This window comes from Halorubrum sp. LN27 (genome assembly GCF_016635065.1).
GTDB lineage: Archaea > Halobacteriota > Halobacteria > Halobacteriales > Haloferacaceae > Halorubrum > Halorubrum salipaludis.
The window spans coordinates 1,287,870-1,313,153 of the sequence record NZ_JAEPET010000001.1; the positions used below are offsets into that span (position 1 = coordinate 1,287,870).

The 25,284-nt window shown below is 68.7% G+C and carries 20 protein-coding genes; 5 read left to right on the plus strand and 15 right to left on the minus strand.

Going from position 1 to position 25,284, the window contains the following annotated elements; translation table 11 throughout:
* Positions 1–32 precede the first annotated feature (32 nt).
* From JIN95_RS06400 to hisB, 4 genes are all read right to left on the minus strand, one after another.
* Positions 33–641, minus strand: coding sequence for an IMP cyclohydrolase (locus tag JIN95_RS06400; RefSeq protein WP_095636988.1), 609 nt, complete (start codon positions 639–641; stop codon positions 33–35).
* 453 nt (positions 642–1,094) lie between these two features.
* Positions 1,095–1,697 carry a KEOPS complex subunit Cgi121 gene (cgi121, locus tag JIN95_RS06405; protein ID WP_200530836.1) on the minus strand — a complete coding sequence of 201 codons (603 nt, stop codon included), beginning with the start codon at positions 1,695–1,697 and terminating at the stop codon, positions 1,095–1,097.
* On the minus strand, positions 1,694–4,177 hold the full coding sequence (locus JIN95_RS06410; RefSeq protein ID WP_200530837.1) for an ATP-dependent DNA helicase: 2,484 nt from the start codon (positions 4,175–4,177) through the stop codon (positions 1,694–1,696). The genes cgi121 and JIN95_RS06410 overlap by 4 nt, the downstream gene beginning before the upstream one ends.
* 91 nt (positions 4,178–4,268) lie before the next feature.
* The gene (hisB, locus tag JIN95_RS06415; protein WP_200530838.1) at positions 4,269–4,865 is read right to left on the minus strand and encodes an imidazoleglycerol-phosphate dehydratase HisB; all 597 of its coding nucleotides are present in this window, start codon (positions 4,863–4,865) and stop codon (positions 4,269–4,271) included.
* Positions 4,866–5,380: 515 nt separating this feature from the next.
* Between hisB and JIN95_RS06420 the strand changes: the two genes are divergently transcribed.
* Complete coding sequence (locus tag JIN95_RS06420) at positions 5,381–5,638, plus strand: hypothetical protein (protein WP_095636984.1); 258 nt, start codon at positions 5,381–5,383, stop codon at positions 5,636–5,638.
* A 403-nt stretch (positions 5,639–6,041) separates the two neighbouring features.
* Here the strand turns inward: JIN95_RS06420 and JIN95_RS06425 are convergent, their stop codons facing one another.
* From JIN95_RS06425 to JIN95_RS06435, 3 genes are all read right to left on the minus strand, one after another.
* A complete protein-coding gene (locus JIN95_RS06425; protein WP_200530839.1) occupies positions 6,042–7,187 on the minus strand; it encodes an ABC transporter ATP-binding protein in 1,146 nt (381 codons plus the stop codon).
* Positions 7,168–8,910, minus strand: a complete 1,743-nt coding sequence (locus tag JIN95_RS06430; protein WP_234699300.1) for an iron ABC transporter permease — start codon at positions 8,908–8,910, stop codon at positions 7,168–7,170. The genes JIN95_RS06425 and JIN95_RS06430 overlap by 20 nt, the downstream gene beginning before the upstream one ends.
* A 106-nt stretch (positions 8,911–9,016) precedes the next feature.
* On the minus strand, positions 9,017–10,300 hold the full coding sequence (locus tag JIN95_RS06435; protein ID WP_200530841.1) for a thiamine ABC transporter substrate-binding protein: 1,284 nt from the start codon (positions 10,298–10,300) through the stop codon (positions 9,017–9,019).
* 170 nt (positions 10,301–10,470) lie between these two features.
* On the opposite strand from JIN95_RS06435, the gene JIN95_RS06440 reads away from it, so the two are divergent.
* Both JIN95_RS06440 and hisA read left to right on the plus strand, forming a co-directional pair.
* The gene (locus JIN95_RS06440; protein WP_234699168.1) at positions 10,471–11,376 is read left to right on the plus strand and encodes a hypothetical protein; all 906 of its coding nucleotides are present in this window, start codon (positions 10,471–10,473) and stop codon (positions 11,374–11,376) included.
* Between the two features lie 60 nt (positions 11,377–11,436).
* On the plus strand, positions 11,437–12,177 hold the full coding sequence (gene hisA, locus JIN95_RS06445) for a 1-(5-phosphoribosyl)-5-[(5-phosphoribosylamino)methylideneamino]imidazole-4-carboxamide isomerase (RefSeq protein WP_095636980.1): 741 nt from the start codon (positions 11,437–11,439) through the stop codon (positions 12,175–12,177).
* Positions 12,178–12,681: 504 nt separating this feature from the next.
* On the opposite strand, the gene JIN95_RS06450 is transcribed toward hisA, so the two are convergent.
* Positions 12,682–15,045 (minus strand): amino acid permease, encoded by a 2,364-nt coding sequence (locus JIN95_RS06450; RefSeq protein ID WP_200530843.1) that lies wholly within the window; start codon positions 15,043–15,045, stop codon positions 12,682–12,684.
* Positions 15,046–15,251: 206 nt separating this feature from the next.
* Here JIN95_RS06450 and JIN95_RS06455 point away from each other — a divergent pair, with 206 nt between their 5' ends.
* Positions 15,252–16,364 carry an alanine--glyoxylate aminotransferase family protein gene (locus JIN95_RS06455; RefSeq protein ID WP_200530847.1) on the plus strand — a complete coding sequence of 371 codons (1,113 nt, stop codon included), beginning with the start codon at positions 15,252–15,254 and terminating at the stop codon, positions 16,362–16,364.
* A 30-nt stretch (positions 16,365–16,394) separates the two neighbouring features.
* Here JIN95_RS06455 and JIN95_RS06460 read toward each other — a convergent pair whose 3' ends face one another.
* From JIN95_RS06460 to rimI, 6 genes are all read right to left on the minus strand, one after another.
* A complete protein-coding gene (locus tag JIN95_RS06460) occupies positions 16,395–16,706 on the minus strand; it encodes a hypothetical protein (protein WP_095636977.1) in 312 nt (103 codons plus the stop codon).
* A gap of 9 nt (positions 16,707–16,715) precedes the next feature.
* Positions 16,716–17,015 carry a DUF424 domain-containing protein gene (locus JIN95_RS06465; protein ID WP_095636976.1) on the minus strand — a complete coding sequence of 100 codons (300 nt, stop codon included), beginning with the start codon at positions 17,013–17,015 and terminating at the stop codon, positions 16,716–16,718.
* Positions 17,016–17,918 (minus strand): tetratricopeptide repeat protein, encoded by a 903-nt coding sequence (locus JIN95_RS06470; protein ID WP_095636975.1) that lies wholly within the window; start codon positions 17,916–17,918, stop codon positions 17,016–17,018. It abuts the gene before it with no gap.
* 116 nt (positions 17,919–18,034) lie between these two features.
* The gene (locus JIN95_RS06475; RefSeq protein ID WP_095636974.1) at positions 18,035–19,876 is read right to left on the minus strand and encodes an SLC13 family permease; all 1,842 of its coding nucleotides are present in this window, start codon (positions 19,874–19,876) and stop codon (positions 18,035–18,037) included.
* Between the two features lie 54 nt (positions 19,877–19,930).
* Entirely contained in the window at positions 19,931–21,730 is a 1,800-nt protein-coding gene (pepF, locus tag JIN95_RS06480) for an oligoendopeptidase F (protein WP_200530850.1), read from the minus strand.
* Between the two features lie 73 nt (positions 21,731–21,803).
* Positions 21,804–22,286: a ribosomal protein S18-alanine N-acetyltransferase gene (gene rimI, locus JIN95_RS06485; protein ID WP_095636972.1), complete on the minus strand. Its 483-nt coding sequence runs from the start codon at positions 22,284–22,286 to the stop codon at positions 21,804–21,806.
* Between the two features lie 226 nt (positions 22,287–22,512).
* Between rimI and JIN95_RS06490 the strand changes: the two genes are divergently transcribed.
* Positions 22,513–23,862, plus strand: a complete 1,350-nt coding sequence (locus JIN95_RS06490) for an RNA-guided endonuclease TnpB family protein (protein ID WP_200530851.1) — start codon at positions 22,513–22,515, stop codon at positions 23,860–23,862.
* On the opposite strand, the gene JIN95_RS06495 is transcribed toward JIN95_RS06490, so the two are convergent.
* Positions 23,826–25,244, minus strand: a complete 1,419-nt coding sequence (locus JIN95_RS06495) for an IS4 family transposase (protein WP_200530274.1) — start codon at positions 25,242–25,244, stop codon at positions 23,826–23,828. The two genes, JIN95_RS06490 and JIN95_RS06495, sit on opposite strands and share 37 nt — an antisense overlap.
* Between the last annotated feature and the right edge of the window lie 40 nt (positions 25,245–25,284).

A 25,284-nucleotide genomic window follows, 5' to 3' on the forward strand; every position in this document is an offset into this window, starting at 1 on the left:
GCGGAGCGGGCGGAGCTCCGTCCGCTGCCCGGCTACTCCGCGTCGTTGTCGAACGCCAGCGTCACGCCGTCGGCGTCGACGGTCGCGCCCGCGGCGCACACCGGGTGTTCGAAGTCGGCGCCGAGGAGCTCCGTCGCGGCCGCCGCGGCGTCGGGCGCCTCGGCGTCCGCGGCCGCGAAGTCGTACGGCTCGGGGCTGTCCGTTTCGTAGGTGGCGACGATGGTGGGCTCGTCGACGGCCTCGACGACGAGGCCGTCGCGGCGGACGACCCCGATCGTCGCGGTCTCGGCGCCGACGACGCCGGCGATACGGGGCGTGTCGTAGTCGTCCTTCTCGAAGTCGAGCGCGAGCAGGGGCGTCGCCAGCGCGTCGCGGGCGGGGTACCCCAGTTCGAGCTTCTCCGCGATCGGGTCGACGTGTGAGCCGTTGCCGACGACCGCCAGCGGCTCGTCCGCGGGGGTCCGGACCGCCCGCGCGCAGTTGTACGAGACGTACGGGTTGTCCGTCTCGGGCGCGTCCGGAGTGGGGCCGACCGTGAGCGTTCCGTCCCGGTCGGTCACGCGGCGGTTCGGGAACGAGCGCGAGGAGACGCGGTAGGCGCCGATACCGGGCGCGACGACGACGAATCGTCCGACGTACATACAGGTTCGTGGCTATCCGACCGGCTAAAGCGCATCGATATGCGCACCTTCGGCGATCGGTCTCCCGGGGACGCTCGTCGCCATCTCCTCCGCCGGTCTCGCACCCCCTCGCGCCCCGCTCCGCCTTCGAGATCCTGTGAACGCGTGACAGAGGGCCCGCGACGCGCAACGCTTACAAAGACCCACTGGCTATCGATGAGTGCGCACAGTCCATTGGGGTAGTGGCCAATCCTGTTGCCTTCTGGGGGCAACGACCCTGGTTCGAATCCAGGATGGACTATTCTCGCGGTTCGCTTCGGTCGGTTTTCGCCCGGCGCGTCGATCCGCTCGCCGCCGGGCCCGCGTCTCGATCTCCCTCATGGTCGCGCTTCGGCCCGGTCTCTGTCGACGTTTCGACTGGAACCGAATCCCCGTCACGTACCGCGTTTTCCAATCGAAGCAAGGGGGTTTCGACTACTTCTCGACGTCCAGCAGCGCGACGCGTTCGCGGACGATGTCCGGGAGGTCGCCGGCGGTCGCCGCGAGCTCGCGCTCCCCGATGTCGTAGAACCCCCGGACCCGCTCCGCGTCGAACGCGGGCTCGAACTCGCCGCCTCCGGTGTCGGCCGCCGGCGACGCGAGCAGCTCCCGCACCGACGCGGCGGCCGCGTCGAGGTCCGCGTCGGGACGGTCCGCGCCCGGAACCCCTCCGAAGTCGGCGACGAGGACGACCGCGCGCCGCTCGCCCTCCTCGACGCCGAGCGCGAACGCCCGGTCGATCTGGCGTCTGCCGGCCGCGTACAGCATGACCTCGACGCCCGGATCGCGGGCGACGGCCACGTCCCGAGCGATCGACCGCGCCGCAAGCCGGGTCGCCTCGCGGAGGTGTTCGGTCGAGACGACCAGCTCCGCGTCGAACGCCTGTACGACTGCGCCCGTCTCCGCCGCGATCTCGTCGAGGGCCCCGAGGAAGGCGTCGAGGTCGTCGATGGCCGCGATGCCCGCGACGAGGCGGTGAGGCGGGGCCCGGTGGGGCGGATTTCGGTGAGACGAAGCCGAGTCGGACTCCCCGCTCATCGGAAATCACCCAGGCTCGCCTGTCCCTCGCCGTCGTCGTCGCTCGCGGAGCCGGCGGTCGCCGCCGCCGAGGCCGACTTGTCCGGCCGCACGTCGTCCATCGAGGGGTCCTCGCGGCCGGCGTGTTCGAGGATGCGCTCGGCGGTGCGCTCGCGCCCGCGGAGCGCGCCGAGGACGACCGCCTTGTCTGCCTCGCGGAGGTCCGCGCGGGTCTCGATCCCGGCCTCGAACAGCCGCCGGGCGCGCTTCCGGCCGACGTTTCGGACGCCGGCCAGGTCGAGCAGCTCCTCGCGGACGCCGTACTCGATGCGCTTTCTCGCCTCCCGGACCGCGACCACCGCGTCGCCGTCGATTCCCTCCACGTCGCGCGCGAGGGTCTCGGCCGCGCGCAGGAGCCACTCGGCGGTGTCGACCTTGCCGCGGATGTCGCCCGGGCCGACGCCGTACCGCTCCGTGATGCGGTCCTCGTCGACCTCGTTCGCCCAGTCCTCCAGCAGGCGGGCGGTCTTCAGCGACGCGAGCCAGTCCTCGAAGCGCACGTCCTCGTACTCGGAAGGCACGTCGCCGAGGAACTCCGCCTCGCGCTCGTAGCAGAGCTCGGTGTACTCCTCGCGGTCCCCCGACTTCAGGTAGAGCTCGTACATGTCGGGGGTGCGACTGACGAGGTGATAGCAGCCGAGCGGGGTGACTTCGGGGGAGTCCGTCGCCGCCTCGTCGGTCGCTTTCCCCCCTGTCTCCTCCGCTTCCCCTTCCACTTCCCCTTCGTCCGGCGAGCCGTCCTCGCCCGGCCGAGCGTACGTCCCGAACCCGGGCTCGTCGCCGTCGTCGCCGGTCCTGACGAACTCGCCGGCCTCTCCGTCGGCGCCCGCGGCCGCACCGTCGGCGCCCCGGGCGACCGACCGGAGCCCGTCGATCATCTCGGCCGCGCTCATCGGGTCGAGGTAGAGCCGCGAGACGGTGTGGCCGATGCCGGTCGCGGTCAGACTCTCGCTTCCGTCGTCGCGGTCGCGCTCGACGAAGTCGTTGACGGCGAGGTAGTCGAGGACGGTGTCGGTGACGGCCGCGAGCCGCCCCTCGTCGTCGGTCTGGGTGGCGTAGAGGGTGTTGTCGAGGAAGGAGAGCAGGCCGTCGCGCGTGGAGGCGAACCCGGAGGCGACGGTGGCGAGCACGTGAGTCCGGAGCGCGGGCTCGGCGGCGAGCTTCGAGCGGACCGGCTCGGGGTCGGCCCAGAGGTACCGCTCGAACAGCTCCTCTTTCGTGTCGGCGTCGTTCGCGAGCAGGACCGCCTCGCCGTACGGGTCGAGGCCGGGGCGTCCCGCGCGGCCGCACATCTGGTGGACCTCCAAGACGTCTAAGGGTTTCATCCCGCCGAACTCCCCGTCGTAGCGGCGCCAGTCGCGGACGATCACCCGGCGGGCGGGGGTGTTGACGCCGGCGGCGAGCGTCGGCGTCGCGGAGATGCACTTGATCAGCCGGTCGCGGAACGCGTCCTCGACGCGGGCGCGGTCCTCGCTCCGGAGCCCCGCGTGGTGGAAGGCGGACCCCTTCTCGACCGCGTCCGCGAGGTCGGCGGCGGTGTCGGTGTCGGAGCCCGACCGGATCTCCTCGGCCAGCTCGCGGAGCCGGTCGCGCTCGTCGGTGGTGAGCCGCGGGCCGGTCACGTCGGTGAGCTTCCGGGCCGACGACTCGGCGTTGCGCCGGGAGTTGACGAAGACGAGCGAGGAGCCGCCCTGCCCGTCCTCCTCGGTGTCCAAGGCGTCGGCGACGAGCCGGGCGGTCTGGTCCTCGCCGCGCTCGACGGGGACCTCACGTTTGCTCCCGTCGGCGAAGTCGACCGCGTTGCCGAAGTGGACGCCCATCCGGAGGTCGATGGGCCGCCAGTCGGACTCGACGAGTTCGGCGTCGAGCCACTCGGCGATCACGTCGGCGTTGCCGACGGTCGCCGAGAGCGCGACCGTCTGGAGGCCGGGGTTCACCTTCCGGAGCTTCGCGAGGGTCACTTCGAGGGTGGGGCCGCGGTTCGGGTCGTCGACGAGGTGGACCTCGTCGCTCACGACGCAGGTGAGGTCGTCGATCCACGGCGCGCCGTTCCGGATCAGCGAGTCGACCTTCTCCGAGGTGGCGACGATGATGTCCCGGCTGGCGAGCCACTCGCCGTCGGACTCGTAGTTGCCGGTGGAGACGCCGACGGTGACGCCGAACTCCTCCCAGCGCTCGAACTCGGTCTTCTTCTCGCTGGCGAGCGCGCGCAGGGGGACGATGTACAGCGCCTTCCCGCCGCGCTCGACCGCGGAGAGCATGGCGAGCTCGGCGATCAGCGTCTTCCCGGAGGCGGTCGGGACCGCGGCGACGAGGCTCTCGCCGTCGGCGACGCCGGCCTCGACGGCGGCCTCCTGCGGGGGATACAGCTCCGCGACGCCCTCCGCTTCGAGCGCCTCGCCGACGCCCGCGGGGAGCCCGGCGAGCGAACTCGGTTGCATTACCGGAGAGTGGGCTCCGATCCGATTTAAACCGTCGGAACGGGGCGGTGGCTGGGATCGGCGGCCGGTGCGCCGTCGGCGCGGTCGCCCGCTACAGTTCGCCCTTCGTGCTCGGCGTGTCGCTGCGGCGCTCGTCGAGCCGCGTCGCGTCGTCGAGCGCGCGGGCGAGCGCCTTGAACAGCGCCTCCACCTCGTGGTGGGCGTTGTCGCCGCGCTCGATCTCGGCGTGGAGCGTCAGGCCGGCGTTGTGCGCCAAAGACATCGCGAAGTGGTCGGCCATGACGCTCGTGAACTCCCCGACCGACTCCTGCGAGAACGCCCCCGAGAACTCGTAATACGGGCGGCCGGCCACGTCGACGACGACGCTCGCGACCGCCTCGTCGAGGGGGACGCGCCGGTCGGCGTACCGCCGGATGCCGCGCTTGTCGCCGAGCGCCTCGTCGAACGCCTCGCCGAGGCAGATCGCAACGTCCTCGACGGTGTGGTGGTCGTCGATCTCGAGGTCGCCGTCGCAGTCGACCGTCAGGTCGAACAGGCCGTGTTTCGCGAACGACGCCAGCATGTGGTCGTAAAAGCCGATCCCGGTCGAGACCTCGCTGTCGCCGTCGCCGTCGATCGCGAGGGTGAGGTCGATCGTCGTCTCGCTCGTCTCGCGGGAGACGGCCGCGACCCGGTCGTGCTCGCTCATACGTGACCGTCACGGGCGGTTCTTAAGGGAATTGCGGGTGTGGCGGGGTTCGGATCGGAACGAGAGGGGAGCTCCGTGGGGGTAGCGAATTCGTTACTGAAGGGTGTGCGGTGGCGCGTGCCTGCGAGGCCGCCTCGCGGCCGAGCCAGCACGCGCGAGGGACGCGGTGAGCGCTCGGAGAGCGCGAACCGCGAGGCTGGGGAGGTGTGAGGCTGCGGTGCGGAGCGGTCGGGTGGGACTCAAAGGGGCAGCCGCGAGGCGGGCGCAGGCGACACAAGCACCGCAACGAGGGAGCGATAGCGACCGAGTGAGGAGCGCAGCGAGCGTACGCCCGCCTCGCGGCTGGGGCTTTGGACGTGTTCGCCGTCGATCTGCAGTCCGCGGTTTATAAGCGAGCGGCTGGGGCTTTGGCGGTGTTCACCGTCGATCAGCCGGTAGCCACGTATGATACTTATAAGCGATCGTCGGAGTCTCCGCGGCGACACGCATTAGCGCTCGGAGCCGCAACCGGTGGTATGGCCTCGGAGTCCTGTGACGTCTGCGAGCGGTCCGTCAGGATCGCCGGCGGGATCGGCGACCTGTGGAACTTCGCGTTCGAGTCGACGCAGGGACTGACGCTGGAGCTGACCGACGGCTCCGAGTTCTTCCTCTGTTTCGAGTGCATGGAGTCGCTCCCGGACGACCACGAGCCGACCGCCGACGACGTCGCCGCCCTCCGGGAGCGGACCGAGCCCGTCGAGGACGACGGGAACCACTTCTGGCACTGGAAGTAGACGGCTTGGAGCGCGTTTCCCCGGTCGATCCCCTATAAATCGTTGTTACCGGAGCGACGGTGAGGCCTTCCAAAGCACCAGCCGATTACTTATAAATAGCTACGATCAGATCGACGGTGAACACCATCAAAGCCCCAGTCGTGAGGGCGGCGTACGCTCGTTGCGCTCCTCGCTCAGTCGCTCACGCTCCTTCGCTGCGGTGCTTACATCGCCTACGCCGCCCTCACGACTGCCCCTTTGAGTCCCACCCGACCGCAACCGCAGCCTCACGCCTCCCCAGCCTCGTCAGTCGCCCTCCGCGTCGCTCCGGGCGACTGACTCCCTCGCGCGGCGCTCCTCGCGCCCTTAAGAGGGCGCTCGGAGGCGCGCGCCACCGCCTCGTTCAGTTATAAATCGTCGTCCGTCACGCCTCGTCGCCGTCGATCACGTGCGCGTCTTCGGGATCGAAGCCGACGACGACCTCGCCGGAGAGCGGGTCGCGCGTCCGGACCACGAGGTCGCGCCCGCCCCAGTCGAGCGTCACGCGGGTCGTCTCGCCGAGGAACTCCGCGCTCGCGACGGTTGCGCGGACCCGGTTCTCGCCCTCGCCGATCCGCAGGTACTCGGGGCGGACGCAGAACGAGAGACGGTCGCCGGGGGCCACCCTCTCGTCCGCCTCGACCCGCAGCACCTCGCCGCCGACGTCGACGCCGACGGTCCGGGGGGCGTCCTCGCCCCCTCCCCCCTCCACGTCGACCACCCGTCCCGCGAAGACGTTGTTGTCGCCGACGAACTCGGCGACGAAGCGGCTCGACGGCTCCCGGTACACCGTCCGCGGGGGCGCGATCTGCTCCGGGCGCCCGTCGCGCATCACCGCGACGCGGTCGGAGATCGCCAGCGCCTCCTCCTGGTCGTGGGTGACGTAGACGGTGGTAATTCCGAGCTCCGACTGGATGCGCCGGACCTGCACCCGGAGGCGCTCGCGGAGCTGCGCGTCGAGCGCGCTCATCGGCTCGTCTAAGAGGAGCAGATCGGGACCGGGCGCGAGCGCGCGGGCCATCGCGACGCGCTGCCGTTGCCCCCCGGAGAGGCTCTCGGGGTCGCGGTCGGCGGCGTCCGGGAGGTCTACCAGTTCGAGCAGCTCGGCGACGCGCTCGTCGCGGCTCGTTCCCTCGGGCGGGTCCGCGAAGTTGAGTCCGTACCCGACGTTCTCGCCGACGGTCATGTGCGGGAACAGCGCGTAGTTCTGGAAGACGACGCCGACGTCGCGGTCCTCCGGGGGGACCCCGGCGACCGGCTCGCCCGAGAAGCGGACCGTCCCCGTAGTCGGCTCCTCGAATCCCGCGATCAGCCGGAGGGTCGTGGTCTTCCCGCAGCCGGAGGGGCCGACCAGCGTAAAGAACTCCCCCTCGCGCACGGCGAGGCTCACGTCGTCGACCGCGGCGGCGTCGCCGTAGCGCTTGGTGACGCCGTCGAGCTCGACGGCCGGGGGGTCGTCGGACGGAGCCCCGTCGCTGTCGCCGGCGGCGTCCGTCGAGTCGGCGCCCCGCTCAGAGCCCACGCGTCTCACCTCCGAGCCGCTCGATCACGACGAAGCTGAGCCCGGTCACCACGAGCAGGACGACGCCCATTGCGGTCGCCGGTCCGAGCCGGCGCCCGATGAACCGTTCGATGGCGACCGGCATCGTGTACGCGTCGGCGCCGGTCGCGAGCACCACCGTCGCCGTGAACTCCCCGATCGAGATGGCGAACGCGAACGCCGCGCCCGCGACGACCCCCGGCCAGACGAGGGGGAGCTCCACGTCGCGGATCACCCGCGCCCGCGACGCGCCGAGCGCCCGCGCCGACTCGATCAGCGAACGGTCGAGCCCCTCCAGCCCGGGCGCGACCGTCCGGACGACGAACGGGTAGCCCGCGACCGCGTGCGCGACGACGATGGCGGCCGCGCCGGTCGCCGCGAACCGCCAGCCCGCGATCTCCACGCCGAAGACGAGCCCGCGGAGGAGCCCGAGCCCGACGACGATCCCGGAGACGGCGAGGGGAGCCATCGCGGCCGCGTCGACCAGCTTCCGCCCGCGGTACCGGCGGGTCGTCAGCACCGCGACGACGACCCCCATCGGGAGCGCGAGCAGGGTCGACGCCGACGCGAACGCGAGCGAGTTGCGGATCGCCGGCCACGGCCGCACCTGAAACGCCGCCCCCGTGCGCTGGCGGTCGAGGAGGAACCGGTAGTGGTCGAGCGTGAGCGCCCCGTCCCCGCCCGTGACGCTCGCGAGGACCATCGAGGCGAGCGGCGCGAGAAAGAGGAGCGCGGCGACGGCGGCGTAGACGGCCAGGCCCGCGCGCGGCAGGACCTCCCGCGCCGTCGGCGCCGCGGGGAGCAGCGACTTCCGGGGAAGCGGCCGCACGCCCCGTGAACTGACCGCGTTGCGCGCCTCGTAGCGCAGGTACGCGAGGAGCACTCCGAGCGAAATGAGGAGCTCGACGATCGCCAGCGCGGCCGCCTCCGCGTAGTTCAGGTCGCGGACGAGCCGGTAGACGAACACCTCGACGGTCGCCAGCTCGAACCCGCCGAGCGCGAGGACGATGGGGAAGGTTCCGAAGGTGAACACGAAGGTGAGCGCCGCGCCCGTCAGCACGGCGGGGTACACCTGCGGCGCGACCACGTCGAAGAACGCCCGGACCGGTCCCGCGCCGAGGCTCCGGGCGGTCTCGACCGCGCTCGCGTCGACCGACTCCCACGCCGCGGTCGTCACGCGAGCGACGAGCGGCGCGTTGTAGAACGCGTGGGCGATCACGATCGCCTGAAGCGTGAACATGAGGTCGACCGGCGGGAGGCCGAGCGCGCCGAGGACCCGGTTGAGGGTCCCGTTGGCGCCGAACGTGGCGACGAAGCCGACGGCGACCATGATCGAGGGAAGCACGAACGGGACGATCGTCAGCGACCGCAGGGTCCGCCGGCCCGGGAATTCGAAGCGCGCGAGGAGGTAGGCGGCCGGGAGCCCCAAGGCGACGCTGGCGACCGTCGACAGCGCGGCCTGGTACGCGGTGAAGCCGACGATCCCGAGCCTGCGGTCCGGCCCGAGCAGGGCGCGCGCGACCGCGAGCGGCGACTCGCCCGCGAACAGGCGGGCGAGCTCCCCGAAGTAGAAGGGGTCGCGGAGCAGCTCGGCGAACACGGCGAGGGTGGCGACGCCGTCGACGACGACCGCCTCGATCAGGACGGTGCCGACCGGGTAGTAGAACGCGGCGACGAGCACGGCGCTCGTGACGACGGCGAGCGCGGTCAGCAGGCGCCCGCGGAGGCGTCGGGCGACCCGCTCGCGGAGGGGTCGGGTCGCGGGCGAGTCGTCGGCGCCGCCGGAAGCGGCGCCGCGGCTGGCGTCCGACACGCCGCCGTCAGTTCCCGGCGAACTGCCGCTCCCAGTCTTCGACCCACTCACCGGCCGAGCCTTGGAGCTCGTCGTACGTGAACGTCACCGGTTCGGCCGGCTCCTGGGCCAGGTCGGCGTAGTCGTCGGGGAGCTCCGCGGTGTCGGTCGCCGGGAAGGCGACGTTGCGCTGTGCGATCTCGCCCTGCACGTCCGGCTCCAGCATGAACGACATGAACTCGCGGGCGAGCTCGGGCTCGTCGGCGTCGGCGAAGACGGCCATCCCCTCCGGGTTGGCGTACGCCTGATCGTTCAGGAACCGGATCTGGTGCTCTTCGAGGGGCTCGCCCTCCATGTCCGCGAACACCTGGTCGGTCGAGTAGGAGACGACCATCGGGGCCTCGCCGTTGCTCCAGGCGGTGTAGGCGTCGTCCCACGAGCCGAGCACGCGCACGTCGTTGTCCTGCAGCTCCGCCCAGTAGTCGAGGTAGTCGTAGTCCGCGTCGCCGTCGCCGCCCTCTACCGACCCGTCCGGCCCGTCGCCGAACCGGTGGACCGTGTGGAGCAGGAACGACCGTCCCGTCGAGGAGCCGCCGGGGTTCTGCGCGATGAGCGCGCCCGCGTGCTCGTCGTCGAGCAGGCCCTCGAACGTCTCCGGCGCCTCGGTCGCGGTGCCGTCGTACACGAGGCTCACGTAGCCGGTGTCGAAGGGGACGGCGCGGTCGAACGGGTCGAACAGCAGCCCGTCGCGCACGTCGCCGAACCCGTCGATCTCGCCGCGCTCGGCGAACAGGTCGTCGTCGAGCGCCTCGTCGACGCGCACGAGGTCCTCGGTGGTGAGCCCGACGTAGAGGTCGGCGTCGATCGACACGCCGGAGCCCGCGCGCTCGACGTAGTAGTTCACCTCGTTGTCCGGAGTCGCCCACTCCAGCTCGGCGTCGACGCGCGACTCGAACGCCTCTTTGAGCCACTCGCCCGGGCTCACCGACGGCGCGTCGATGAAGCTGCCGTAGGTTGCGACCGTCAGCGTGGGGGTCTCCTCGTCGTCGCCGTCGTCGCCGTCGTCGCCGTCCTCGCCGTCGGAGCCGTCAGAGCCGTCAGAGTTGTCGCTTCCGTCCCCGCCGTCCGTCGGCTCGGCGCTGCACCCCGCGAGCGCGACGGCCCCCGCCGCGCCGCCGAGCGCGAGGAACCGGCGCCGCGTGGGGCGCCCGCCGCGTCCGCCGGCGAGTCCGGAAGCGGTATCGAGGGAATCAGCCTGCCGGTCGTCCGGAGCGTCGCGCCGGTCCGTCTCGGTCGCGTCGTCGTCGGTCATTACCGAGTAGTTACACCCAGTGATTACATAAGGGATCCGTGTCGGCGGCGGAGGGTCGAGGTCGGGAGCGGCGCCGAGAGCGACGGGAGCGAAACGCACCAACGAGGCGGCGTATCAGCCTCGATAGCGCCGGCGACACCGATATACCGCGTCCCGACCTCCGTCGTTCCATGAACGAGAAGCCGACCGGACGGCAGACGCCGAAGTCGATCGAAGGCGATGAGGGCTCGACCGGTGGCGGTGACGGATCGATCGGGGACCGTGACGGACCGATCGGGGCCGGAAACGGCGTCACGCGGCGGCGCCTGCTCGCGGGCGGCGCGGCGGTCGCGGTCGCGGGGCTGGCGGGCTGTCTCGGCGGGCGCGACGGGCCGGTGCCGGCGCCGACGGTGACGAGCGACCGGATCGACGACTGGCGACAGATAGACGAGTCCGAGAGCACGGTGTTCGAGCAGTCGTACGGGCCGGTGACGGTGACCGCGCTCGAACACACGCGGATCTACGAGTACGTCGACGTCGCCGAGGCGCTCGCGGAGACGTTCGACGCGAGCGGGTCGCCGGTGGTCTTCTTCGCCACCCGGATCGACGTCCGGCCGGCGATCGACAGCCTCCCGGCCGAGGTCGGGCGAGAGCGGCTGATGGAGGAGGTGGAGACCGCCGCGGTCGACGCGTTCCGCTCGCAGCTCCGGAACAGCGGCATCGAGAACGTGGAGATCGTCGACGAGGGGACGACCACGGTACGGAGCGGCCACACCGCTACGGCGTGGCGGCTGGAGGGGGAGTACGCCTTCGACGGCGAAGTCCCGCTCCCCGACGGGTCGACGACGAGTCTCGGCGACCCCGTCGAGATCGAGTCGCGGCTGGGCGTCTGGCACGACGGGACCGACGTGTTGGTCGCGGGCGGCGCCTACCCGACGGACCCGCTGATCGAGGTCATCGACGACGCCCTCCCGGACCTGGCCGACGCGGAGACGGTCGTGACGGAGCTGGCGGACGAGGAGACGGCGGACGCGCTCGCGACCGACCCCGCCGCCTTCGACGAGGACGTCTCGCAGCTGCTGATATCGGTGGAGTGAGGCTCCGAGGGGAGCGAACGAACCGACCGGTTTAATCGGCACGCGCGGCTCTGCCCGGGTATGAGCCACTTCCCTTCCTTCGAGGTGATCCCCGCCGTCGACGTGCAGGACGGCGAGGTCGTCCAGCTGGTTGGCGGCGAGCGCGGCACGGGCAAGCGGTACGGCGACCCCGTCGAGGCCGCCGACCGCTGGATCGAGGCGGGCGCCGAGACGCTCCACCTCGTCGACCTCGACGGGGCGTTCGAGGGCGAGCGCGTCAACGCCGACGCGATCGAGGCGGTCGTCGAGAGCGTTCCGGACGGGATCGGCCTCCAGCTGGGCGGCGGGATCCGGACCGCCGAGGGCGCGCGCGACCTCCTCGACCTGGGGCTCGACCGCGTGATCCTCGGGACCGCGGCGGTCGAGTCGCCCGAGATCGTCGCCGAGATCGACGAGACCCACCCCGGAAGCGTCGTCGTCAGCCTCGACGCGAAGGACGGCGAGGTCGTCGTGAGCGGCTGGACCGAGGGGACCGGCCTCGACCCCGCCGAGGCGGCCGCGCGCTACGAGGCGCTGGGCGCCGGCGCGATCCTCTTCACGAACGTCGACGTGGAGGGACAGCTCGAGGGGATCGACCGCGACGCGGTCGAGAGCGTGGTCGACGCGGTCGATATTCCGGTGATCGCCTCCGGCGGCGTGGCGACGACCGACGACGTGGTCGCGCTGAAGGCGGCCGGCGCGGCCGCGGTCGTCGTGGGGACCGCCCTCTACGAGGGCGCGTTCACGCTCCGGGAGGCGCAGGACGCGGCCGACGAGGCTTAAGCGTCTGAGGGAGAGGCTGTCGTCGATCGCTTATAAGTAGTTGATTGCGGATCGACGGTGAACACCGCCAAAGCCCCAGCCGCTCGGCGATACGCGATCGAAACCTCCGCGGTGAACGCCACCAAAGCCCCAGCCGTGAGAGTGGCGTAGGGGACGTAAGCACCGCAGGAACGAGCGCAGCGAGTGACGAGGAGCGCAACGAGCGTACGCCGCTCTCACGGCTGCCCCTTTGAATCCCGCCCCGCACAGTACCGCACAGCCTCACGCCTCCCCAGCCTCGTCGCTGGCGACTTATAAGGCGCCAGCGACTCCAGCGAGGGACCGGAGGTCCCTCTGGCAGCCGGCGCGGAGCGCCGGCGACCTCGCGCGTGCTGTTCGGCCGCGATGCGGCCTCACAGGCACGCGCCACCGCACATCTCTTTTGAAGGGGATCCACCGTTTCCGCGGTCACTGATAAATCGCTCCCGCCGACCGGAGCCGCGTGTCCGGCCGCCGGCTCGCACCTCACTTCTCCGCGTCGCCGTCGCCGTCGAGCTCCGGCGTCGACGGCTCCGGTTCGACGCCCGTGTCGGCGGGCGTCTCGTCGGTCTCGACGATGTCGTTCGAGCGCGCGCCGCTGCCGAACAGCCGGGCGCGGATCCCGCGCTCGCTGCGCTTCTCTGCGAGCAGGACGGAGCACTCCACCTCGTTCAACACGTCCAACACGAGCGATCCGGTGACCAGCCGCGAGAGCAGCCCCTTCTCGGTCGCGCCCACGATGAGCATCGTGGCGTCGCGCGCGGCGCGCTCGATGGACGCCTCGACGTCGCCGCTCTCGACGCGCAGGGTCGCGTCCGAGAGTCCGTGGTCGTCGGCCCACGCCGAGAGGAACGCCCGTCCCTCGGCCTCGTCGTCGGCGACGTGGAGCAGGGTGACCTCGCTGTCGAACTCGGCCTGGAGCATCTTCGCGACCGCGCCGGACAGGTCCGAGGCCGGACCGCCGGCGGTCGGCACCAAGATCCGCGAGGCGTCGAAGCCGCGGTCGCGGAACACGAGGAAGTCGGAGGGGAGCGAGTACGCCAGCTCGTCGACGGCGGACTCGGCGCGCCCCGGCGCCCCGTGGGAGTCCTCGCCCCAGCCCATCACGGTGAGGTCGGCGCCGTAGGTTCGCGCGGCGTCGAACACCTCCTCGAACACGCGGTGCGATAAGACGACGTGGGTCTCCACGTCGACGCCGAACGTCTCGGCGTCGTCCCTCGCGCAGTCGAGCAGCTCGTGTGCCGACTCGTGGGCGCCCCGGTCGCGGGCGGCCTCCAGCGAGGTCTGGTCGGGCACGTTCGCGATGTTGACGGCGACGACCGTCCCGTTCCGCTGTTTGGCAATCGCCGACGCCAGCGTGATCAGGTGCTCCTCGGTCGCGGGGTTCGCGAGCGGCACCATCACCCGGTAGTCGCCGCCGCTCGGCTGGACCGAGGTGGCGGCCGACACCGCGGGCTTGGGGAGCTCGTCGGAGCGGTCGAGGACCCACGTCCCCAACACGCCCCGCGACTCCACCTTCCCGCGGGCGTACAGCAGGTACCAGAGGGCCGCGAAGACGACGAGCCCGGCCGACAGCGCGATGATCCGCGGCTCGATGTAGGCGATCAGCGCGAACGACGACACGGTCCCGATGATCGGGACGGCCGGGTAGAAGGGGACCTCGAAGTCGGGGTCGTACCCCTCGACCTCCGACTCGCGCATCACGATCAGCGCGAGGTTGAGCAGCCCGTAGACGATGAGGTGGAGCACGGAGCCCATCGTCGACAGCGACTCCACGCCGCCGGCGACGAGGAAGACGAGGATGAGCGCGCCGGTGAGCGCGATCGACTTGTAGGGGGTGCCGAACCGCTCGTGGATCTCGTTGAGCTTCGGGGTGACGATCTTCTCGCGCCCCATCGCGAAGTTGATCCGGGACGACGAGAGGATCGAGGCGTTCGCCGACGACGCGGTCGCGAGCAGGCCACCGATCAGGAGCATGCCGGCCCCGACGGCGCCCAGCGAGTAGCCGAACACCTCGTAGTTGCCGAAGAGGAGCCGGGCGGCGTCAACGACCGCGGTCTCGTTGTTCGCGACCAGCTCGTTCGGCACCGCCGCGAGCAACACCAGCAGGAACAGCGCGTACACGACCGTGACGATCACGACCGAGCCGAGGACCGCGAGCGGGAGGTTCCGCCCCGGGTTCTTGATCTCTTCCGCGACCGAGGTGATCTGCACGAAGCCGAGGTACGAGACGAAGATGATCCCCGTCACCGGGAGCACCTGGCTCGTCGTCCCCGGCGGCGCGAGGGGGCGAAGCGACTCCATGTCGGCGTTCAGCAGGCCGACGACGGTGAAGACGGCGAGGATCCCCAGAAGCGACATCACGATGACGATCTGGAGGCCGCCCGTCTCCTTCGCGCCGAAGTAGTTGACCGCGATGAAGAGGAGGGCGCCGGCGAGCCCGATCACCTGCGCCGCCTCCAGCGTCACCACCCCGAGCCCGACCGGTTCGAGCCCGACGAGCGCGTTGACGTACTCGCCGAATCCGTACATGTAGAAGGCGGACGCGAACGCGAGCCCGAGCCAGTTGGCCCAGCCGGCGATCGAGCCGAACATGGGTCCGAGCGCGCGGTTGACGTAGAAGTACGCCCCGCCGGACTTCGGCATCGCCGTGCCGAGTTCCGAGGCCGACAGCGCGGTGAACAGCGCGATTACCCCGCCGAGGACGAACGTGAACGCCGCGAGGGGGCCGGCGCGGGCGACCGCGGTGCCGGGGAGCACGAAGATCCCGGCGCCGATCATCGTCCCGATCCCGATCGTGAGCGCCGCGAGCGGCCCGAGGTCCTTCGCCAACTCCTCGTCGCCGCTCACTGCGGACCACCTCGGTCGGTTGCGACTCTCCGGGCGTGTGTCATACCGTTCTTCTCTTCTCTGGTCGTATAAACCCGGTTGATCCGGGCAACGGCACCGTCTCCGGAACGGGGAGCGATCCGTGTCGACGTGACGACCGCCTCGTTTGAACGTATCACAAAGTCCATACCCCCGGACGACGCGGTACGATCCATCAGGTGGATCCCGTGACGAAGAAACGCGAATACCGCGACGACTACGACGACAAGACGCTGTACATCCCCGGCCCGACAGAGGTCCGCGACGACGTGATCGAGGCGATGGCGGAGCCGATGTTCGGCCACCGGATGGACCGGATGACCGACCTGTACACCACCATCGTCGAGGACACGAAGACGTTCCTCGGCACCGACAACGAGGTCGTCATCCTCACCGCCTCCGGCACCGAGTTCTGGGAGGCGTCGACGCTGAACCTCGTCGACGAGAACATATTAGTGCCGACCTGCGGGAGCTTCAGCGAGCGCCACGCCAACGTCGCCGAGCGGCTCGGCAAAGACGTCGACCGGCTGGAGTACGAGTGGGGCGAGGCCGTCAAGCCCGAGGACATCCGCGAGCACCTCGAATCGTCGGACAAACACTACGACGTGGTCGCGACCGTGATGAACGAGTCGTCGACCGGCGTCCGCAACCCCATCGAGGAGATCGGCGACGTGGTCGCGGAGTACCCGGACACGTACTTCGTCGTCGACGCCGTCTCCGCGCTGGGCGGCGACCACGTCGACATCGACGCACACGACATCGACGTGATCTTCGCGTCGACCCAGAAGGCGTTCGCGATGCCGCCAGGGCTCGCCGTCTGCGTCGTCAGCGACGACGCCTACGACCGCGAGGTCGAGAAGGGCGACTCCTCGTGGTACGGCGGCTTCCGCCGCACCATCGACTACTACGACCGGAAGGGCCAGACCCACTCGACCCCCGCGATCCCGGTCATGTTAGCGTACCGCAAGCAGATGAAACACATGCTCGAAGAGGGCCACCGCGCCCGCGACGAGCGCCACCGCGAGATGATGGAGTACGTCCACGACTGGGCGGACGAGCACTTCGCGATGTTCCCCGAGGAGGGGTACGAGTCGCAGACGGTCGCCTGCATCGAGAACACCCAAGATATCGACGTCGCCGCGACCATCGAGCAGGTGAGCGAGGAGTACGACATGGCGTTCTCGAACGGCTACGGCTCGCAGCTCGGCGAGGAGACGTTCCGGATCGGCCACATGGGCGAACACACCGTCGAGAGCGTCAAGGAGCTCACCGACGCAATCGAAGACGTCGCGGACCTGTAGCGCGGGCGCCCCGGTCTCACTTCGGCACTGCTACCCGTCTCGCCGCGGCTCCACCAGATCGATCCGGTACCGCCGTCCGCCCGAATGCGTCTCCTCGACGCCAACGACGACGAACGACTCCTCGCCCACGTCGATCATGTCGCCGGGCGACAGGGGGCCGTCCTCGCCCGACTCCCCGCGCCGTCGCCGGTTCTCCCTCGCGCGCCGGTCGGTGTCGCCGACGACCTCGGGGCCGACGCTGATCGTCCCGCGTTCGGCCGCGATCACGCGGTTCCAGAACGCGTCGGAGGGCGGTCGCGGGCCGAGCCGCTCCGCCAGCTCCGCTCGCGTGAGTCGCTTCATACGCGCACCTCAGAGCCAGAGCAGTTGTGCGTGTCGGGTCTCGTCGAACTCCAGGACGGTCTCCTCGTCGACGAGCCCGGCGTCGACCGCGACGCCGACCGCCTCGGTGCCGACGATGTTCGCGACCTGCGCGCGGTGGAGCCCCGCGACGACCTCCTCGGCCGTCGCCTCGACCGCGTCGTCGCCGCCGTAGAACTCCTCGCTGACGGTGATCGTCGCGCGCCCGTTGTCGTACGTCTCGCCGAGGCAGTCGGCGTCGCAGACGGAGACGAGCCGCCCCTCGGCGGTCTCGCGCTCGCGGAGGAGCATTCAGAAGCCCTCTGGCCCCTCGCCCTGAAGCTCCCGCTCCGGCTCCTCGCGTCCGCCCTGCCCGCCGCGACCGCCGGCGCCGGGCTGCCCGCCGGCGCCCGGTCGACCGCCCGGGGCGCCACCCTGACGCCGCTGGCCGCCGGGACCGGGCGCCTGTCCGGTCTGCTCTTCGATCAGCTCCTCTTCGGTCTCGCGGCGGAGCTCCTCGGCGCGGTCGGCGACCTCCTCGGCCTGCTCGTGCTCGCCGGCCTCCTCGAGCGCGCGGGCCTTCTCCTCTAACACGTCCGCGTTCCGGTAGCCGAGGCGAATCGCGTTGTCGAAGCAGCTGACGGCGTCCTCGGCGAGCCCGCGCTCGACCAGCAGGAACCCGCGGTTGTACCACGCTTCCGCGAAGCGCGGGTCGGTCTCGACCGCGCGCTCGGCGTGTCGGAGCGCCTGCTCGCCCTGTCCCGACTCCCAGAGCGCGTACGCGAGGTTGGTCTCGGCGGTCGCGGCGTGCTCGGAGTCGTCGTCGATCCGCAGCGCCTCCTGGTAGGCGCCGATCGCCTGGTCGAACTCCTCGAGCTCGGCGTGGGCCGCGCCCTTGTTCACCCACGCCTCCTGGGCCTCCAGCGAGTCCTCCTCGGCGAAGCTGGCGGCGCGCTCGAACGTCTCCGTCGCCTCCTCGAACCTGTTTATCCCCATGTACGACAGCCCCACGTCGATGAGTCGCTCCACGTCGACGGCGTCGCTCTCGACGTTCCGCCTGTCCATGATGTCGGTGAGGACGCGGGAGTCGACCGGGTCGACCGTGTTCGGGTCCGCGTCGATCTCCTCGGGGTCGAGGGTGAACTCCTCGTAGCCGGCGTCGACGCCCTGCCCGGCGGAGAACTCGTGGCGGTCGTCGTCGCGTTCGTCGGTCATATACCCGGTTTTGACGGTCACGAGGCGTAAGGGTTGCGTCGGCGGGTCGAGGGCGGGTCCGCCGGTCCCCGCGCGTCCGGCGGGACGGGGCAGCCGCCGAAACGGGACGGGCGTCGCTAGACCCCCCAGATGGCGGCGATACCGGCGGTCGCGACGACGGCGAGCAGCAGTTGGAGCGGTCCGCCGACGCGCAGGAAGTCGGCGAACTCGTATCCGCCCGGCCCGTACACCATGAGGTTCGTCTGATAGCCGACCGGGGTCATGAACGACGTCGCGGACGCGAACATCACCGCGAGGAGGAACGAGAACTCGTTCGCACCGAGCTGCGTCGCGGCGTTCACGCCGACGGGGATCATCAACACCGCCGTCGCCACCGGGGTGATCACGCTCGCGAGCACGCTGGCGACCGCGTACAGCGCGAACATCACTCCGATCGGCGGCAGGACGCTCCCCGTCGAGACGAGGAACTCGGAGACGAGCGCGGCGCCGCCGGTGGACTCCAACGCGACGCCGAGCGGGATCACCCCGGCCAGCAGGAAGATCACGTTCCACGAGACGGCGTCGTACGCGTCCGCGGTCGTCAGACAGCCGGTGGTGACCATCGCGACGACGCCCGCCAGCGCGGCGATCACGATCGGAAGCACGTCGAACGCGGCGAGGCCGACGACGCCGGCGAGGATCCCGACCGCGATCGGCGTCTTCGGGGACAGGGGCGCGAGCTCGTCGGCGTCGGCGTCGGCCAACCGATCGAGCGCGCGCTCGTCGGCGACGACGAGGTCACCGGTGTCGGTGAAGTATCGGACCGACGCCGGCGTCGTCCGCACGAGCAGGAGATCGCCCGCCTGTAACGCGTAATCAGAGAGATCGGTCCGCGTCAGCTCGTCTCCGCGACGGACCGCGAGCACGGTGGTCTCGTGGAACTCGTGGAGGCCGGTCTCGGAGACGGTTTCGCCCACGAACGAGGAGTGCTCGGGAACGACCGCCTTGGCGAGTATCCCGTCGGTCTCGGCCGACTCGAACGTCGCTTCCGTCACGGACCTCCGCGGTCGCCGGCCGAGTCCCGTTCGCTCGCGAAACCGGTTGACATCCCGGAGTTCGCCGTGAACGACGAGCAGGTCGCCGGTCTCGATGATCCGGTCGGAGTGCGGGCCGGCGTACGCCTCCCCGCCCCGCCGCACCTGTAGAACGCGGACATCCGGATGCTCGGTGTCGAACGCCTCGACCGACTGGCCGACGGGAGCGGCGTCCGGTCTGACGTACAGGAACGCGAGATAGTCGCTCAGATCGAACTCCGCGACCGGGTCGCTGTCGACCGGGACGCGAGCGGGGGTGAGTCGCCACCCGACCGTGAGCAGGTACGCGAGACCGACGGCGAGGAGGACGACACCGAGCCCCGTGAACTCGAACATGCTGATACCGTTCCGGCCGTCGATGAGGAGGCGGGCGAAGTCGCTCGCGAGGATGTTCGTCGAGGTCCCGATGAGGGTCAGCGTTCCGCCGAGGATTGCGGCGTACGACAGCGGGAGCAGGAGCTTCGAGGGGCTCAGATCCGTGTCCTCCGCGAGTCCGGTGACCATCGGGATGAACACCGCGACGACGGGCGTGTTGTTCACGAATCCCGCGATCGGTCCGGTCGTACAGACGGTCGCGACGAGGGCGCGAAACTCCCGTCCGGCGGTGAAATCGGCGAGATACACGCCGAGACGCTCCACGAGTCCGGTGGCTTGGACGCCCGCGCTGAGCATGTACATCGCGATGATCGTGACGGTCGCGGGGTTCGCGAACCCCGAAATCGCCGTCCGTGACCCGACACCGGTCCACGGCTCGAGGATCGCCAGCGTGGCGACGACGCCGATCGCGGTCACGTCGTTCGGAACCACCTCGGTGATAAACGCCGCCAACACGACGAGAATGAGGAGGAAGACGATGGCGGCTCCTGACACCTCGACGCCGAGCATACCGTGACGACTCGCGTCGGCGTCTTCACTATTTCCCCCAGGGGCCCTCGCCGCCTACTCCAGGTCGAGCAGCGCCGCGACCTCGTCGAGGTAGTCGTCGTAGATCCCGACGGCCGACTCGATCGGGTCGGGCGAGGCCATGTCGATCCCCGCGAGCTCGACGACGTCGAGGGGGTAGTCGGAGCCGCCCGCCTTCAGCATCTCGCGGTAGTCGGCGGCGGCCGCCTCGCCCTCCTCTAAGACGCGCTCGACGATCGCCGCCGCGGCCGAAATCCCGGTCGCGTACTGATAGACGTAGAAGTTGTAGTAAAAATGAGGAATCCGCTCCCACTCGCGCTCGATGCCGCCGGTCAGCTCCGCGGGCGCGTAGTAGTCGCCCTTGAGGTCGGCGTAGATCTCGTCGAAGGCGTCGGGCGTGAGCGCCTCGCCGGCCTCGACGCGCTCGTGGATGCGCTGCTCGAAGGCCGCGAACATCGTCTGGCGGAAGAGCGTCGAGCGGAAGCGTTCGAGGTACTCGTCGAGGACGTGCGTGCGGAGCGCGTCGTCCTCGACCGTGTCGAGCAGGTGGTGGGTGAGCAGCGTCTCGTTGACGGTGGAGGCGATCTCGGCGACGAAGATCTCGTAGCTCGCGTCGTGCCACGGCTGCGCGTCGCCAGCCAGCTCCGAGTGCATCGAGTGGCCCAGCTCGTGGGCCAGCGTGAACATCGAGGAGATGTCGTCCTGGTAGTTCATCAGGATGAACGGCTGGGTGTCGTACGTCCCCGAGGAGAACGCGCCGGAGCGCTTCCCGCGGTTCTCGTACACGTCGACCCACCGCGAGTCGAGCCCCTCGGCCATCCGATCCTGGTACGCCTCGCCCAGCGGCGCGACCGCCTCGATCACCCACTCGCGGGCCTGCTCGTACTCCACGTCGGGCCCCTGATCGCCCGTCAGCGACATGTAGAGGTCGTGGCTCTGCAGCTGGTCGACGCCGAGGGCCTCCGCCTTCAGCTCGGCGTGGCGGTGGAGCACGCCGAGGTTGTCGTCGACGCTGTCGACGAGGGTGTCGTACACCTCGACCGGGACGTTCGAGCCGTCGAGCGCGGCCTGCCGCGCGGAGTCGTACCCGCGGATCTCGGCGCTCGTCGCGTGCTCGCGGACGGCCTTCTCTAAGGAGGTGCCCACGGTGTTGCGGACGCCCGCCCACTCGTCGTAGAACGTCTCGTGGACGCGCTCGCGGAACTCGCGGTCCGGGTTCTTCTGGAGCTTCGTGAAGTTCGCCTGCGTGATCTCCACCTCCTCGCCGTCGGGGTCCTCGACGACGCCGTAGGTCATGTCCGCGTTCGTCAGCATCGAGTAGATCTCGCTCGGGGCGTCGGTGACCTCTGACAGGTCCGCGAGCACCTCCTCGACCTCCGCCGAGCGCGTGTGTTCCTTCATCCGCAACACGTCGTCGAGGTAGTGCTCGTACTCGGCGAGGTCGGGCTCGTCGTCGACGAACGAGTCCACCGCCGCCTCGGAGAGCGACTGCAGCTCCGGTTCGAGGTAGGAGATCGCGCTCGACGCCTCGGAGCCGAGCGCCGACGCCTTCGCGGACATCGCCTGGTACTCCTGGTTCCGTGTGTCCTCGGCGCTGCGGAGCCGGGCGTACGTCGTCACCTGCTGAAGTTCGCGGAAGATCTCCTCGCGGAGTTCGAGCAGTTCGAGGAGCGTCGCGGCGTCGTCGGCGACCCGTCCCTCGTACGCCGCGAGCTCCTCGATCCGGTCCGAGACCGCCTCGTAGGCCGCCTCCCACGCCTCGTCGTCCGCGTAGATGCTCTCCAGATCCCACTTGTACGTCTCGTCGATGTCGGACCGCTCGGGAACCGAACTCATGTCGGTCCGGTCGGTCTCGCGGGCACTAAGCCTTGTCAAACCCCGCCCGGCGAGCCGCTTCGTCGCCCGGCGGTCAGCCGGCGTCGACCCCCGCGCTCCACTCCGCGAGGTCCACGACGAGCACGAGCGCGTCCTCGCCGTCCCGGTAGTAGTTCGAGACGCGGCGGATCGGGTCGAACCCCTCGTCCGCGTACAGCGAGCGCGCGGCCGCGTTGCTCTCGCGGACCTCCAGCCGCACGACGGCGACGCCGACGGCGCGGAGCCGCGCGAGCGCGGACCGGAGCAGGGTCCGCCCGATCCCCTGCTCGCGCGCCTCGGGGTGGACCGCCAGGTCCTTGACGTGGCCGATGTCGCGCCCGTGGTTCGGGGTCGAGTCCGCGACGACGTAGCCGACCACCGCCCCCTCCCGCTCCGCGACGAGGAACGCCGGCTCGTCGAGCAGCCGCTCGAAGGCGTCGTACGGCCACGGGTCCGAGAAGCACGCGCGCTCGATCCGCACCACGGCGAGGAGGTCGGCGCGGTCGACCGGCCGGACGGTGGCGTCGACGGGGGTCACGGGCCGGATTGGCGGGCGAGAGAAATAAACGCGACGGGACGGCCCGGCGTCGGCGCGCGGGTCGGCGGCGCGTCGACTACGCTCACAGAGATGCAAGGAAGAAGCCCACGTGTTTACTTGTTGGAGGAATCCGCTAAGGCTCGACACAAACCACGAGTAGTAGCAACCCAACTCCCCGACACCAGCCGTAAATTTATAAATAAATAGATCAAAATGTGAAGTACGGATGGAGGACGTGATTCGCACCGTCAAAGTTAAACTCGACGTACCCCACGAGCGGTGCGACGACCTCCATCAGACGAAAGACCAGTTTCTCCACTGTGCGAACACGACCGCAGAATGGGCGTGGAGACACCCGGACGAGTATTGCGTCACCTCAAAACAGCAAGCCGAGAACGCGCTCTACGAGCGACTTCGCAACGAAACGGAGTTGACTGCGAACCTCGTGCAGAAGGGGATTCGGCGCGCTATTGAGGCTACCAAAAGCGGTGTCGCCCGACTCAAGAAAGGTGAGACCACCAGTCAACCACACTTCAACGCGTGGAGCGTCGTCTACGACAAGCGCAGCGCGACGTTCCACCGCGACCACGTGTCCCTTTCAACGGTACACGGGCGCGTCGAATGTGATTATGTGATTCCCGACGAACCCGAGGGGACACCGATCGGTGAGTACCTGCTGAACGAGGACTACGAGTTCCGGATGTCCACGCTCCAGTACGACCGCTCGACCGAAGCGTTCTACCTCCACGCGCGAATGCGTCGTACCCAAACCGACGAACATGAGCAGTCCACAGCTGCTTCTTCTAACGCCAAGCACAGAACAGTCCTTGGCGTTGACCTAAACGTGGACGGCTCGCTTGCCGTGACTTCTACGGGCGCGTTCATCGGGAATGCCGACGAGATAACCCATCGACGCCGCGAGTTTGAGAAGACTCGCGGGTCGATGCAACAGGCGGGGACGCGGTCGGCCCACCTGTCGATTCAGTCGATGGAAAACCGTGAACACTGCTGGATGCAGGACGAACTCCACCGTGCCTCGAACCAGATTCTCGACGAAGCTCGCGACCACGGGTGTACACACATTGCATTCGAGGATCTGACCGATATTCGCACGCGGATGGCTGGTGCAAAGCGCTTCCACGCGTGGGCGTTCCGGCGCTTGTACGAGTACGTCGAGTACAAAGCCGAGATGCTCGGTATCGAGGTCGAGCAGGTGAGTCCTGCGTACACGAGCCAGCGATGTTCGAAGTGCGGCTTTACGCACGAGACGAATCGACGATCGAAACACCAGTTTGTGTGTCAAAAGTGCGCGTACGAACTGAACGCGGACTACAACGCGAGCAAGAATATTGCTCGAAAACTGTTGAAACGACTCCATTCGAGGCAGACGTCTTCGGATGGAGGCGCACCCTGTCAGTGTGCGCTCAAGTCAGGGACGCTGAACCTGAACGGCGAGTTTATCGCCTCCGTCGATTCGACGGTAGAAGGGGAGTCCACTGACAAGTCCACGACTTCAGTCCTGTCTCTTACCCATAAGTCTCAGGAGTGCAGTTCGTATCCCTCCGCCCAGGTCTGAAGTTTCTTGAGACCTTTCCACATCGTCTCCCAACCAGGCGGTGGATCGGAACTTCGGTCAAGGTAGCCACCGATCTTCGCAACCGCAATTGCGTACGCTTGATCCCCATTGTCGGTCAATTCTGGAAATTTCGTTTCCAGAATTGACCGTTCAGTCTCGCTCAGGAGGACATCAGGTGAGTAGTATGTCTCTCCCCGAGCAAGTTCCCGCAACTCCAGCACCTTCCACGCAATTACCGAGTAGACACTCAACAAGACCTCCATACGTTCCCATGTTTCTAGCCGGCGTTCCTCGATTCGGCATCCAGTTTTCAGCACCTTGTGCCAGTCTTCGATCGTCCACCGGGCGCGGTAGGACTCTACCACCCTCAGCGAATCACTGAACGTATCGACCGATTCAGTGGTGAGTAACACCCACTGAATCGGGTCATCTTGTTCTCCAAGTTCGTCGATTCGTACGACGTTTACCTCAACTGGATCCGTATGAGTTGAATCGTTCTTTGGAGGGAGTAACTCACATGAACCGGCTTTGACGAGTAGCTCAGCTTCTCTGGCCTCTCTTCCGCTCCCTTGGTCAATCTCGATAGACGTGCGACCTTGTTCAAGAAGGTCTTCACTCCAGTCAATCAGACGGCCGTCCGTTCCGGACGGCGTCTGAATACACCGGTTCTGATTCGCACGGACGACGAATCCAGCGTCCAAGTCGTCTGTAACTTCGCGGTAGAAGGCAAATGCGTCAGCTCCTCGGTCGTGGATGAATATCGGCCGAACCTCCTCGGCAAGCCAGTCGCTGGCTTGTCTATCTCCCCGAATCCATTTTTCCTGTTCACTCTCTAATTCGACTGGATCGTTCTTTCCATTCGCATCGTGCTTCGTGCTGGCTTGCTGGTCCTCGATCAGCGATTGCTGATCGATGACCCCCGTCATGCGGTGAGTCTGTGGATCAAGTCCAATCGTCGAGTGAACTTTGACGCCTTCAAGATCTGTCTTGGAGTTGCCGATGTCGCCAAGCCCTTCCTTCGACGGATGTCTCGGAAAGACGAGTTCAGTGGTGTCGGAGACGACCAAGAGCTCGTCGTTGTCCTGCACTCGTGACCGTTGTGCTCGCTTATGTGCATCAAGAATCTCGTTCGGATCCACACGCTCGTTGTCGCAAAATCGGTACGTAGCCTTTGTGGAGGCCCAGTCTTCGCACGCGTTTGGGATCGACTCGGCAGGTGCCCTGCCGAGCCGATCTCCGACCTCTATCAATCGCTTCGTAAGCCGTTGGTCACCAAACTCAGCAGACTGGAACTCCTCACGAACCTTGCCAGAGACATCTGTCTCACATCGCTCACTCTCATCGTCTACGTCAGACCGCCGGTTCTGTGAACCACTCTGCATCTTGGCCTCTTTCTCGGCGAACTACAGCGATAGGAGTTGT